Below are 12,374 nucleotides of genomic sequence, written 5' to 3'. Positions count from 1 at the left end.
CGGTATGCTTGGGTTGTTTTCAGACGGCCTTTTTGCGGATGATGACGATATGGCGTTCGGCATTGAGTTGGGGGACGTGCAATGCTTCGACTTTTTCGACGGCGACGCTTTCGGGCAGTTTGTCGATTTCTTCTTGCGGGTATACGCCTTTCATGGCCGCCCAGTAGCCGCCGTCTTTGAGGAGGTGCTCGGTCCAGTTGACGAAGTCGGCGAGTTCGGCAAAGGCGCGGCTGGTGATGACGTCGGCGCGGCAGTCGGCGGCGGCTTCTACGCGGCCGCTGATGACGCGGACGTTTTTAAGGCCGAGTTCGATGACGGCTTGTTGCAGAAAGGCGGTTTTTTTGGTGTTGGCATCGAGGAGGGTGATGTCGAGGTCGGGGCGGCAGATGGCGGTGGGGATGCCGGGCTGTCCGCCGCCGGAGCCGACGTCGAGCATGGTTTGGGCGTGTTCGATATAGGGCAAGAGGGTCAGGCTGTCGAGCAGGTGATGGCTGACGGTTTGGGCGGGATCGCGCAGGGCGGTCAGGTTGTAGGTTTTGTTCCACTTTTGCAGCAGGGCGGCATAGTCTAGCAGTTTGGCCTGTTTGGCTTCGTCGATGTCCAAACCCAGTGCCTGTATGCCGTCGCGGAGCTGTTGCGCCTGATTCATTTGTTATTCCTTATTGGTTAAAACGCGTTGGATGTAATGGTAACGGAAAGCATGCCGTCTGAAAATGTTTGTGCCTGTTGAATCAACGTTTCATCTTGTGAAAGACGATGGGCTGCTCCGGCGCGCGCGTGAGCTGTTTGGGCAGGGTCAGCATGGCGATGATCCACACGGAGAGGGTGTAGTAGAACACGCCTTGCCCACGCAAGCCTGCCAATGCGGCATTGCCTAAGATGGCTTCAAAAATCAATCCTGCCGCCGCCGAGGCACACGCTGCGACACCGGCAAGGAATAGGGCGTAACGCGAATGCCGACGCATCATTTTTTTATACGCCAGCTTGGTCAGCCCGCCGGCAATCGGCAGGTTGAGGAAGGCAAACATGCCGCAGACGAACCATGCGACGGAATCCTGCCAACCGCTTTGCCATGCCCATGCGCCATCTTTGACCGTGACCAGCAGTCCTTGGCCGTCTGAAAAGGCGATTTGCACGATATTGTGCAATATCATCGCCAGCGGCAGGGTGAGGAACATCAGTGCGACCAATAGGGGGCGGTAGGGTTTTTCTTGTGTCAGATACATGGCGGTTTGCCTTGTTGCAGGATAAGTTGAAATGATAGCAGATTGGCGGTTGATTCACGTTTGTTAGCGCTGAAATTGCTGACAAAAACGGTCAATTAAAAAAGAAATGAAAAATTCTTTTTTCTTGGCAAACGTTGGCAGATAAAGGTTAAGAAAACGTTTTCAGACGGCCTAATCTCTTATTTTTATATGAACCGAACAGAAAATCTTTGCATTTCTCCGTAAAATCTACTAAATTCTCAATAACATATTATAAAGACCTGAAATCTGGAACCCAAACCGAAACTGCCTTCCGCCATTTACGCTCGGAAACTCAGCAGGCAAAAAAGTTTCACACACTACAAAAACAAAACAATTCCTCTGAAATCAGTTGTTTATAATGATAGATAACCACAAGGCAAACCATGCCTGACTTTAGTAGGAGTAAAACCATGGCTGAAGCAACCGATGTCGTATTAGTAGGCGGCGGCATTATGAGCGCCACTTTGGGCGTATTGCTCAAAGAACTCGAACCATCTTGGGAAATCACCCTGATCGAACGCTTAGAAGATGTGGCGTTGGAATCATCAAATGCATGGAACAATGCCGGTACGGGGCACTCTGCGCTGTGTGAATTGAACTATGCGCCCCTGACTGCCGATGGCACGATCGATCCGACCCGTGCCCTCAATATTGCCGAACAATTCCATATCAGCCGCCAATTTTGGGCGACTTTGGTCGAAGAAGGCAAACTGGCTGACCGCTCTTTCATCAATTCCGTCCCCCACATGTCGCTGGTGATGAACGCCGATCATTGCGATTATCTGCAAAAACGTTTCGACGTGTTCAAAAACCAAAAACTCTTCGAAAAAATGGAGTTTTCTACCGACCGCGCCAAAATCGCCGAATGGGCGCCGCTGGTTATCAACGGCCGCGATGAAAACCAATCCATCGCCGCCAACTACTCCGCCGAAGGCACAGACGTCGATTTCGGCAGCCTGACCCGCCAGATGGTCAAATACTTGAGCGACAAAGGCGTAAAAATCAAATTCAACCGTCATGTCGACGACCTCAACCGCGAATCGGACGGCGCATGGGTGCTGAAAACCAGCAGCACCAAAGACGATGACGACCCGTTGACACTCCGCACCCGTTTCGTCTTCCTCGGCGCAGGAGGCGGCGCACTGACCCTGCTGCAAAAATCCGGTATCCCCGAAGGCAAAGGCTACGGCGGCTTTCCGGTTTCCGGCCTCTTCTTCCGCAACAGCAATCCCGAAACGGCCGCGCAACACAACGCCAAAGTGTACGGCCAAGCCTCCGTCGGCGCTCCCCCTATGTCCGTTCCACACTTGGATACCCGCAACGTGGACGGCCAACGCCATTTGATGTTCGGCCCATATGCAGGCTTCCGCCCCAACTTCCTCAAACAAGGCTCGCTCATGGATCTGCCGATGTCCATCCACATGGACAACCTCTACCCCATGCTCCGCGCCGGTTGGGCTAATATGCCGCTGACCAAATACCTCTTGGGCGAATTGCGTAAAACCAAAGAAGAACGCTTCACTTCGCTCTTAGAGTATTATCCGGAAGCCAATCCTGACGATTGGGAACTGATTACCGCCGGTCAACGCGTACAAATCATCAAAAAAGACCCGAAAAAAGGCGGCGTACTCCAATTCGGTACCGAAATCGTCGCCCATGCCGACGGCTCGCTGGCCGCATTGCTGGGCGCGTCCCCAGGTGCATCAACCGCCGTGCCTTTGATGATTAAGCTGATCAACCAATGCTTCCCAGATCATGCCGAATCATGGTCAGGCCGTCTGAAAGAATTGGTGCCCGGCTACGGTATCAAGCTAAACGACAATCCGTCTTTGGCGGACGAAATCATCAGCCACAACGCGTCCGTTTTGGGCATTCATCACTAAATTGAAGCAGACACAAAGGCGGGCATTCTTGCCCGCCTTTTTTCAAACCATTAAAATAGCGGCATTCAGGCCGTCTGAAATCTAATCTGCAGCAGCATGTTGCACGATTCAAACCCGAAAATCAGCCCCAATAGAAAAACGCCATGACCGATATTCTCAACAAAATCCTTGCCACCAAAGCAGAAGAAGTGGCCGCCCAAAAAGCCGCCGTTTCCTTGGAAGACATCAAAGCCCAAGCGCAGGCTGCTGCGCCGGTTCGCAGCTTTATCGGCTCGATCCGTGAAAAACACGCGCAGAATCTGCCCGCCATTATTGCCGAAGTCAAAAAAGCCAGCCCAAGCAAAGGCCTGATCCGCCCTGATTTTCATCCTGCCGAAATCGCCGTTGCCTATGAAAAAGCCGGCGCGGCCTGTTTGTCCGTGTTGACGGACGAACCTTATTTCCAAGGCTCGCCGGAGTATTTGAAACAGGCGCGTGCGGCCGTGGCGCTGCCGGTCTTGCGTAAAGATTTCATCATCGACGAATACCAAATCTATCAGGCGCGCGCGTGGGGTGCGGATGCGGTTCTTCTGATTGCCGCCGCCTTGGAAGCCGAGCAGCTTGAGCGTTTTGAAGCCGTTGCCCACGAATTGGGCATGACTGTATTGTTGGAGTTGCACGATGCGTCCGAGCTGGAAAAATGCCGCAACATGACCACGCCGTTGTGGGGCGTCAACAACCGCAACCTGCGTACGTTTGAAGTGACCCTGCAACAAACCCTCGACCTCTTGCCCGAATTAAACGGCAAAACCGTTGTAACCGAAAGCGGCATCCGCAACAAAGAAGACGTCTATTTCATGCGCGACCACGGCGTGCATACTTTCCTGATCGGCGAAACCTTTATGCGTGCCGAAGATATCGAAGCCGAAGTCAAAAAACTGTTTTAAACCCTAAAAAACATCAGGCCGTCTGAATTTTCAGACGGCCTGAATCCATTGGAGACGAGAAAAAATGTTTACCGTACAGCGCATTTACGCCTATCAACCCGATTCTAAACAAACCGCCGTCTTTATCGACCGCCTCTATCCGCGCGGCGTCCATAAAGAAGTTTTCGCTACGGCGCTTTGGCTGAAAGACATTACGCCCAGTGCAAACCTGCGTCGCTGGTATCACGAAAATCCGGCTGAGAATTTTGATAGTTTTGTCAGCCGTTATCATGAAGAGCTGCAAGGCGATGCCGAGCAGGCCGCCATCAAGCGGCTGCTGGATTTGGAGCGGCAACACGGCAATATCCTGTTGCTGACCGCCGTCAAAGATCCCCGACATTCCCACGTCTCTGCGCTGGCTCAATTTTTGGGTGCAAGGTTTGAATATCGTGATTAAAAAATCAGTGTTTGGGATGAATACAAAAAGGTCGTCTGAAATCAAGGTTTCAGACGGCCTGCTATTTTCAAATCAAGAAGGATAACGGTGTGCCACCAATTTTCCGTCTATGTATTCGCCGATATAGACTTGCGAGGCTTCAAGGTGGAGGCGGTCAAGTTCCTGTTGCAGCCATTCTTCATCACGCTTAATGATTTCGAGGATGTCGGGGTCAACTTGGCCGTCTGTAATCAGTGGATAGCGCAGGCTTTCGTCGCCGTACTTAATGACGGCGAGCTGGCCGTTTTGTTCCATCACGGCACGTTTGACGGCAGAGATTTCGTAGATGCCGGCGGCGCGGAGTTTGAACATGAGGTCGTGTGCGCTGATGCCGTTTTTCATGCATTCATCGGTTTGGATTTTGCCGTTGACGATAACCCAGACGGATTTGCCGTCAATGATGGATTTGACCCAGCGATTGTGGTTTTTGATGAATTTCAGGCTTAAGACCAACAGCGTCCACAAAATCAGTACGAGGAAAAATTGCAACAGGCCGACGCTGTCGCTGTAAATCACGCCACCGATGATGCCGCCGAGTACATAGTTTTGCACTTGGTCCATGGCGGAGGTCGGTGCGAGGTTGCCTTTACCTAAGAGGTTGATTTGCAAAATCAAACCTAAAATACCCATCAGTAGTTTGAGGGCGAGCAGGGAGTATGCTTCCATGTGTGTGTATCCTGTTATTCTTTATCGATGAGTTCGATATTGTTGTTGACCAAATTGATGGGCGTCAGCGTGTAGGCGGAGAAGTCTTGATTGAAATGGACTTCATAGTATTGGCTTTTGATGCCGATAATCATGCCGTTGGACAGGCGCGTGCTGTTGACGATGATGTCTTGTTTTTCAACCTTTTGGTTTTCGATTAAGGCATCGAGAAAGCCAACCATGCGTGAAGTGTCGGCGGCGAAGTTTTGACGTTCGCTGTACGAAAGATATTGCGTGCCGCAGATGAGGATGAGCAACAGCAGCGCAATAATGCTCAGGTCGCGGTATTTGGTGTCCATGCGGTGGCGCAGGTATTGCGATACGGCGAGCAGGAGGATGACGAGGGCGGCAAAAATCAGGACGTATTTCAAGTAGTCGTTGAAATACATATGATTTTCAAGATAAAAGTGGGAAAAGAATTTCATGATATTCGTTAGCTTTAAGGAGGGTAATAAGGCCGTCTGAAACTTACAGTTCAGACGGCCTTGTCTATGAAACAAGGATGTTGCGTCAAGTTTTCAAAATAGGGTGTTTTTAAAGCGGTATCAGTTGATAAATCCGTCGTCTTTCATTTTCTTTTCGGCAAAATACTGGCTGATGACCAGTAAGCTGGCCAGAATGATAATGAAAAGACCTGCCATGGTCAGGGTGATTTTGAGAAACAAATCGGCATCGACGAAGGAAAACCAAAGTTGCAAAATCAAGAGCAACACCCAGCTGACGAACAATCCGAGACAGGCATAGACGCCGAGTTTAAACACGTTCTTTTTCCAAAATGACGACGTAGGCTTCACGCACGAAAAACAGCAGCATGCGGCGCTGGTCTTTTTCCATGGTAACGACCTTCCAGCCTTGCGAAGCGTGGCTGTTGAGGAAATCGCTGAATTTGACCGGATTGATTTTGGCGCTGCCGAAAACTAAACTGGAAAGCAGATTCTCTTGATAAATGACGGCTTTATATTCTTTCATTTTATTCCTTTAAAAATAAGGGGGCTTTAAAGCCCCCTTATTCTACTCCTTATTATTCAACTGCGGTAATACGGAGCCTTCGCCCAATGCCAACAAACCGCTTTGTGAGTAAATACCCAGTTTGGCGCGGGTGTCGGTAATGTCGAGGTTGCGCATGGTCAGTTGGCCGATGCGGTCGAGCGGTGTGAACGCTGCGTCTTCAACTTTTTCCATACTCAGGCGTTCCGGTTGGTAGGTCAGGTTGGGCGATTCGGTGTTCAGAATCGAGTAGTCGTTGCCGCGGCGCAGTTCGAGGGTGACTTCGCCGGTAATGGCTTTGGCAACCCAGCGTTGGGCGGTTTCGCGCAACATAAGCGCTTGGCTGTCAAACCAGCGGCCTTGGTAGAGCAGGCGGCCGAGGCGCAGGCCGTTAATGCGGTATTGTTCGATGGTGTCTTCGTTGTGGATGCCGGTAACCAAACGCTCGTAGGCGATGTGGAACAATGCCATTCCCGGGGCTTCGTAAATGCCGCGTGATTTGGCTTCGATGATGCGGTTTTCGATTTGGTCGCTCATGCCCAAGCCGTGACGGCCGCCGATGCGGTTGGCTTCGAGGAAGAGTTCGACAGGATCGGCGTATTCTTTGCCGTTCAGTGCAACCGGCACGCCTTCTTCAAAGCGCACGCTGACTTCTTCGGGTTTGACTTCGACGCTTTCGTCCCAGAAGGCAACGCCCATGATGGGCTTAACGATTTTGATGCCGCTGTTGAGGAATTCCAAGTCTTTGGCTTCGTGGGTGGCACCCAGCATATTGGAGTCGGTAGAGTAGGCTTTTTCAACCGACATTTTGTAGTTGAAGCCGTTGGCAATCAGAAATTCGCTCATTTCGTGACGGCCGCCGAGTTCGTCGATAAATTGTTGGTCGAGCCAAGGTTTGTAGATTTTCAACGCCGGGTTGGTCAACAGGCCGTAGCGGTAGAAACGCTCGATGTCGTTGCCTTTGTAGGTACTGCCGTCGCCCCAGATATTCACATTGTCTTCTTTCATGGCGGAAACGAGCATGGTGCCGGTTACGGCGCGGCCTAAAGGCGTGGTGTTGAAATAGGCGATGCCGCCGGTGGAAACGTGGAACGCGCCGCATTGGATGGCGGCGATGCCTTCGTGTGCCAACTGCGCGCGGCAGTCGATCAGGCGGGCATTTTCTGCGCCGTATTCCATCGCTTTTTTAGGAATAGCGTTGTAATCGTCTTCGTCAGGTTGGCCGAGGTTGGCGGTGTAGGCATAAGGCAGCGCGCCTTTGAGTTTCATCCACAACAGCGCGGCAGAGGTATCGAGGCCGCCGGAGAAGGCGATGCCGACTTTTTGACCGATGGGGAGATTTTGTAAAATGGTATGGTTTTGGCTCATTGGGATTCCTCCAGACTTGAAAAGTTGAAACCATTATCTTATAAATGGAATACATTGTCAGCAATAGGCCGTCTGAATGTTCGGAAGGCCGTATTAAAGAAACCTCATCATGAACGCTTTTAACCTCATTATCATCGGCGACGAAATCCTGCACGGCAGCCGCCAAGACAAGCATTTCGCCTTTTTCAAATCTTTATTGGAATCGCACGGGCTGAAACTCAATCAGGTGCAATATCTGCCTGACGAGCCCGATTTGCTGGTCAAACAGCTGCGCCGCAGTTTTTCAGACGGCCTGCCGACTTTCGTTACCGGCGGCATCGGCTCTACACCTGACGACCACACGCGCCAAGCCGCCGCGGCCGCTTTGGATTTGCCTGTCGTCCGCCATCCTGAAGCCGCCAAGTTTATCGAAGGCGTGACCCAGAAACGCGGCGAGCCGCTTGATTCGCCGGAACACGCCCAACGCCTGAAAATGGCGGATTTTCCCGAAGGCGCGGAATTGGTGCCCAATCCGTTTAACAACATCGCCGGATTTTCCATCCGCGAACATTATTTCTTCCCCGGTTTCCCCGTGATGGCGCACTCGATGGCTGAATGGGTATTGGAAACTTATTACGCCGACCGCTTCAACCAAACTGAACGCGGCAGCCGCAGCGTGTATGTGTTCGACCAACCCGAGTCGCGCATTACGCCGATTATGGAACATCTTGAGCGTACCTACGCCGGTATCCGTTCGTACAGCCTGCCTACCGTGGGCCGTACCGATTCAGACGGCCGTTATACTCCGCCGCATATCGAGTTCGGCATCAAAGCGGAAGGCGAGGCCTGCCGTTTGCTGGATGCTGCGTGGGAAGATGCGTTGCAGGGTTTGCAGGCGATTGGCGCGACTTTGAAAGAAACGGTGGAATAATGCACTTATCCCCAGCCCAATCCAGACGCGCACTGACTTTTGCCTCTTTGCTGTTTTTGCCGCCGACCCTCATCATCGGCATTTGGCTGGCGCAATATGGTGGCTTTGCTTTTGAGCCGCCGCTGATGCACGCCGTCCATGCCCACGCGGGCACATGGTTTGACCCGATTGCCACCGTGTTGCACTATTTGGGCAAAACCGCGATTGCCGTGCCGCTGATCGGCACAGTCGCCGCAGCCCTGTATTTTGCCGATAAGAAGCGTGAAGCACTGTTTTGCGTGTTGGCGGCATTGGTGCCGACTTTGAACATGCTGATTGTGAAGGTATGGTTTGCCCGCGAACGCCCGCTGCTTTGGCCGCGCCTGATTGAAGAGAGCAATTTTTCCTTCCCCAGCGGCCACAGTACGTTTTCCGCCGCCATTGCCGTCATGCTGATATTGCTTTGCCGCCGCACGCGCTACCGCCGCGCCGCTTGGATAGGCGGTATTTCCTTTGCCCTGTTGACCGGGTTTTCGCGCATTTATTTGGGCGTGCATTATCCCACCGACGTTTGGGCAGGCTGGACAAACGGCACGCTGACTGCCTTGCTGGTGTATATGCTCATCTTCAGGCCGTCTGAAAAATAGAAGAAATAAATCATGAATACACGTTCACCCAACACGCCTTATTGGCTCAGAAACGGCCATGCCGACACCCTGTTTGCCAAGCTGCTGCAAGGCAAAGCGCCCGACTACCGCCGCGAGCTTCTGCCCGACAGTACCGGCAAAACCCAAGTTGCCTACGATTTTGTCGACAGCACCGACCCCGATGCGCCGTTGGTGGTTTTGTTCCACGGACTGGAAGGCAGCAGCGAGAGCCATTACGCGGTCGAGCTGATGAAAGCCGTACAGCAGCGCGGTTGGAACGGCGTGGTTGCCCATTTTCGCAGTTGCGGCGGCATAGAAAACACCGCGCCCGTGTTCTACCACCTAGGCGATACGCCCGAAATCGCCTTTATGCTCAACACGCTGGCACAACGCTATTCAACCATCTACGCCGTCGGCGTTTCTTTGGGGGGCAATGCCTTGGCCAAATATTTGGGCGAGCAGGGCAGCAATGCCGTTCCGCGTGCTTCTGCCGTCGTTTCCGCGCCGGTTGATGCCGTCGCGGCAGGTACACGTTTTGATCAGGGCATGACGCGCTTGATTTACACGCGCTATTTTTTAAATTCGCTGTTGCCGAAAGCCCAGGCGATTCCCCGGTTTCAGACGGCCTTAAGCCAGCAAAACTGCAAAACGCTTGGCGATTTTGACGACCGCTTTACCGCGCCGCTACACGGTTTTGCCGACCGCCACGATTACTACCGCCGCAACTCCTGCAAACCGTTTCTGAAAGGCGTGGATACGCCGCTGCTGCTGCTCAATGCCGTCAATGACCCTTTCCTGCCGCCAGAAGCCCTGCCGACCGGGCGGGACGTGTCCTCGGCCGTTACGCTGCTGCAACCGGCATACGGTGGGCATGTCGGCTTCGTCAGCCGCGATCAAGGCCGTCTGAATCTGCAATGGCTGCCGCAAACGGTGTTGAACTATTTCAAACAGTATCAGCCGTAAATAAAAAAGGGCATGTATGCCGACATGTCCTTAGAGTGTAGAAAGTAAAAAGGCCGTCTGAAAACGAATTTCAGACGGCCTTTTTGAATGGCTTGATTATTTGCCTTTGTTGTCGGCTTTGGCTTCTTTTTTCAGAGAAGCATACAACTCAGGGTCGCGGTTTTTCAGCAAGGACGCAACGGCCAAGTCGTCACGGTTTACTTTAGCCAAATCTACGCGCTCGATGTGTACCAAACGCAGCAATTCGCGTACAGGTTTAGGCATATTGCGGCCTGATTCGTAACGGGAACCACCGGATTGAGTCACACCAATGCGGCTCCAGAAGTCCATTTGGTTCAGGCCGAGTTTTTTACGGATATCGCGGATGTTTTCAATTTTTTCGAACGATTTCATGAATCTTCCTTATTGTGGTATTTGTTGCATGCCTCTAGGCATAAAAATGGGTCTGCAAGAATGCCGGCATCCCTTTTCCTGTAGGCTTTTGGGGTGATATGTGGGCGTATTGCAAATGACTGATCTAGATAATTAGACAGTATATTCGAAAGAAGTTTTCCGCTGTCTGCCATAATTTGTGTAAATATTTCTTAATTCATTATTTCGGTAAATTTTCATTATATAAATCATTAAATTATGCGTTTATCTTAAATATGGCGTAAGCAAATTTTTACATAATTAAACAATTCAATTTGGATAAAAACTTAATTTCGAGTTTTTATTCGGTTTTCTAGGTTGAGAATGCGAATAAATTTCAGGCCGTCTGAATCTATGTTTTCAGACGGCCTGAAGGTTTTTTCAAGGTTAAGGCTTACCGCTGGCAGGGCTGATGGTAAGGATTTCGTAGCCGGTTTCGGTAACCAAAACTTCGTGTTCCCACTGGGCGGAGAGGGAGCGGTCTTTGGTGACCACTGTCCAACCGTCGTTCAGGATGCGCAGATGGCGTTTGCCTTGGTTGATCATCGGCTCGATGGTGAAAATCATGCCCGGTTTGAGGACGAGGCCCTCGCCTTTGCGGCCGTAGTGGACTACTTGCGGCGCTTCGTGGAAGCCGCGGCCGATGCCGTGTCCGCAGAATTCCTGTACTACGGAGTAGCCGGCATTTTCGGCAACCTGTTGGCAGGCATAGCCAACATCGCCGAGAGTGGCGCCGGGTTTGACCGCTTCGATACCCGCCATCATGGAGGCGTGGGTCACGTCGATCAGGCGTTGGGCAATCGGGGAGACTTTGCCGACGGTAAACATCCGGCTGGAGTCGCCGTGGAAGCCGTCTTTTTTAATGGTCAGGTCGATGTTGACGATGTCGCCTTCTTTCAGCGGCTTGTCATCGGGAATGCCGTGGCAGATAACGTGGTTGACGGAGGTGCAGCAGGATTTCGGGTAGGGCGGGTTGCCGTAGTTGAGGGGGGCCGGATAACCGCCTTGAACGTTGACGTGGTAGTCGTAAACGAGTTTGTCGATTTCGTTGGTGGTTACGCCGGGTTTGACGAATTGGCCGATGTAGTCGAGGGCTTCGGCGACCAAGCGACCGAGTTCGCGCATTTTTTCGATTTCTTCGGGGGTTTTGATGATGACTTTGTCCATGAGGTTTCCTTCTTGTTTCAGACGGCATGGAGGCCGTCTGAACGGGACGGGTGTGCCGTCTGTTTAAAACAGGTTGTCGAGATTGTCTTTATTGCGCGGTTTGGCTTGTGGTTTGGCCTCAGGCTCGGCTTTCGGAGTCGGTTTGGACTCGGTGGCTTTGGCTTTTTCCGGTTTGTTTTCTACCGCTTGTGCGGCAGGTTTATTGCTTGCGGCTTTGTTTTCTACCGGCTGGCTGGCTGCTTTAGGTTTGTTTGGAGTGGCAGGGCTGCTGTTGTCGGATTGTGTGTTTTCTGATTTGTCGGCTTCAGCGCGTTTGTTTTCTGTGCGTTTGCCGCGGTGTGTAGTGGGGCGGTCGTTTTTTGCACCTTCTTCTGCTTTTTCGCCTTTTTCGTCCTGTGGGACGACAGGATTGCCGGAGGCGGTTTTTGCGTCGCCGTCTTTGGCAGGCTGAACGGTTTCAGGTTCGACTGCGCCGTTGGGGCGCCAAACTTCAATGCGTGTGTCGGTTTGTTCGGCAGGACTTTTTTCGGGTACGTCGGTTTTGCCGGAGTTTAGGGTGCTGAATACGCCGGCGACGAGGGCGGCGACGGCGATAAAGCTGACAAGGAATAAAGCGCGGATTAAGTGTTTGGGCTTAAGTTGGAAAGGGGTTTTATTATTCTTGGACATGATGTGGCAGGTAATCGTTGGAGGAATGGCCGTCTGA

The 12,374-nt window shown here is 52.1% G+C and carries 16 protein-coding genes; 6 read left to right on the top strand and 10 right to left on the bottom strand.

Annotated elements, in window-relative coordinates; translation table 11 throughout:
- Nucleotides 1–19 precede the first annotated feature (19 nt).
- Both rsmG and ACTHTY_RS09990 read right to left on the bottom strand, forming a co-directional pair.
- A complete protein-coding gene (gene rsmG / locus ACTHTY_RS09995) occupies nt 20–649 on the bottom strand; it encodes a 16S rRNA (guanine(527)-N(7))-methyltransferase RsmG (RefSeq protein ID WP_036493627.1) in 630 nt (209 codons plus the stop codon).
- Between the two features lie 82 nt (nt 650–731).
- Nucleotides 732–1,226 carry a hypothetical protein gene (locus ACTHTY_RS09990; protein ID WP_440367477.1) on the bottom strand — a complete coding sequence of 165 codons (495 nt, stop codon included), beginning with the start codon at nt 1,224–1,226 and terminating at the stop codon, nt 732–734.
- A gap of 431 nt (nt 1,227–1,657) precedes the next feature.
- Here ACTHTY_RS09990 and ACTHTY_RS09985 point away from each other — a divergent pair, with 431 nt between their 5' ends.
- From ACTHTY_RS09985 to ACTHTY_RS09975, 3 genes are all read left to right on the top strand, one after another.
- Entirely contained in the window at nt 1,658–3,130 is a 1,473-nt protein-coding gene (locus ACTHTY_RS09985; protein ID WP_440367475.1) for a malate:quinone oxidoreductase, read from the top strand.
- 143 nt (nt 3,131–3,273) lie between these two features.
- Nucleotides 3,274–4,056: an indole-3-glycerol phosphate synthase TrpC gene (trpC, locus tag ACTHTY_RS09980; RefSeq protein ID WP_440367474.1), complete on the top strand. Its 783-nt coding sequence runs from the start codon at nt 3,274–3,276 to the stop codon at nt 4,054–4,056.
- 64 nt (nt 4,057–4,120) lie between these two features.
- Nucleotides 4,121–4,492: a DUF488 domain-containing protein gene (locus ACTHTY_RS09975; protein ID WP_070583765.1), complete on the top strand. Its 372-nt coding sequence runs from the start codon at nt 4,121–4,123 to the stop codon at nt 4,490–4,492.
- Nucleotides 4,493–4,564: 72 nt separating this feature from the next.
- Here the strand turns inward: ACTHTY_RS09975 and ACTHTY_RS09970 are convergent, their stop codons facing one another.
- The 5 genes from ACTHTY_RS09970 to argG all read right to left on the bottom strand — a co-directional run bounded on the left by ACTHTY_RS09970 (nt 4,565) and on the right by argG (nt 7,591).
- On the bottom strand, nt 4,565–5,197 hold the full coding sequence (locus ACTHTY_RS09970) for a DUF421 domain-containing protein (RefSeq protein ID WP_049336846.1): 633 nt from the start codon (nt 5,195–5,197) through the stop codon (nt 4,565–4,567).
- Nucleotides 5,198–5,211: 14 nt separating this feature from the next.
- The gene (locus ACTHTY_RS09965; protein WP_070823009.1) at nt 5,212–5,661 is read right to left on the bottom strand and encodes a DUF3290 domain-containing protein; all 450 of its coding nucleotides are present in this window, start codon (nt 5,659–5,661) and stop codon (nt 5,212–5,214) included.
- Between the two features lie 120 nt (nt 5,662–5,781).
- The gene (locus tag ACTHTY_RS09960; RefSeq protein ID WP_049329287.1) at nt 5,782–5,997 is read right to left on the bottom strand and encodes a hypothetical protein; all 216 of its coding nucleotides are present in this window, start codon (nt 5,995–5,997) and stop codon (nt 5,782–5,784) included.
- Nucleotides 5,990–6,205, bottom strand: a complete 216-nt coding sequence (locus ACTHTY_RS09955) for a DUF4177 domain-containing protein (protein WP_003749376.1) — start codon at nt 6,203–6,205, stop codon at nt 5,990–5,992. Before ACTHTY_RS09955 ends, ACTHTY_RS09960 begins: the two co-directional genes overlap by 8 nt.
- Before the next feature lie 42 nt (nt 6,206–6,247).
- On the bottom strand, nt 6,248–7,591 hold the full coding sequence (gene argG / locus ACTHTY_RS09950; protein WP_440367472.1) for an argininosuccinate synthase: 1,344 nt from the start codon (nt 7,589–7,591) through the stop codon (nt 6,248–6,250).
- Nucleotides 7,592–7,700: 109 nt separating this feature from the next.
- Between argG and ACTHTY_RS09945 the strand changes: the two genes are divergently transcribed.
- From ACTHTY_RS09945 to ACTHTY_RS09935, 3 genes are read left to right on the top strand one after another with little or no spacing between them, the layout of a single operon-like run.
- Nucleotides 7,701–8,501 carry a competence/damage-inducible protein A gene (locus ACTHTY_RS09945; RefSeq protein WP_440367471.1) on the top strand — a complete coding sequence of 267 codons (801 nt, stop codon included), beginning with the start codon at nt 7,701–7,703 and terminating at the stop codon, nt 8,499–8,501.
- Complete coding sequence (locus tag ACTHTY_RS09940; RefSeq protein WP_440367470.1) at nt 8,501–9,127, top strand: phosphatase PAP2 family protein; 627 nt, start codon at nt 8,501–8,503, stop codon at nt 9,125–9,127. The genes ACTHTY_RS09945 and ACTHTY_RS09940 overlap by 1 nt, the downstream gene beginning before the upstream one ends.
- 12 nt (nt 9,128–9,139) lie before the next feature.
- On the top strand, nt 9,140–10,090 hold the full coding sequence (locus tag ACTHTY_RS09935) for a YheT family hydrolase (RefSeq protein WP_440367469.1): 951 nt from the start codon (nt 9,140–9,142) through the stop codon (nt 10,088–10,090).
- Between the two features lie 96 nt (nt 10,091–10,186).
- Here ACTHTY_RS09935 and ACTHTY_RS09930 read toward each other — a convergent pair whose 3' ends face one another.
- From ACTHTY_RS09930 to ACTHTY_RS09920, 3 genes are all read right to left on the bottom strand, one after another.
- Nucleotides 10,187–10,483, bottom strand: a complete 297-nt coding sequence (locus tag ACTHTY_RS09930) for a helix-turn-helix domain-containing protein (RefSeq protein ID WP_003680641.1) — start codon at nt 10,481–10,483, stop codon at nt 10,187–10,189.
- A 405-nt stretch (nt 10,484–10,888) separates the two neighbouring features.
- The gene (gene map, locus ACTHTY_RS09925; RefSeq protein WP_223168821.1) at nt 10,889–11,689 is read right to left on the bottom strand and encodes a type I methionyl aminopeptidase; all 801 of its coding nucleotides are present in this window, start codon (nt 11,687–11,689) and stop codon (nt 10,889–10,891) included.
- 42 nt (nt 11,690–11,731) lie between these two features.
- A complete protein-coding gene (locus tag ACTHTY_RS09920; RefSeq protein WP_440367468.1) occupies nt 11,732–12,337 on the bottom strand; it encodes a hypothetical protein in 606 nt (201 codons plus the stop codon).
- Nucleotides 12,338–12,374 lie beyond the last annotated feature (37 nt).

This window comes from Neisseria sp. P0019.S002, from assembly GCF_051957155.1.
GTDB lineage: Bacteria > Pseudomonadota > Gammaproteobacteria > Burkholderiales > Neisseriaceae > Neisseria > Neisseria perflava.
This window is presented reverse-complemented; position numbering and strand designations above follow the sequence as displayed.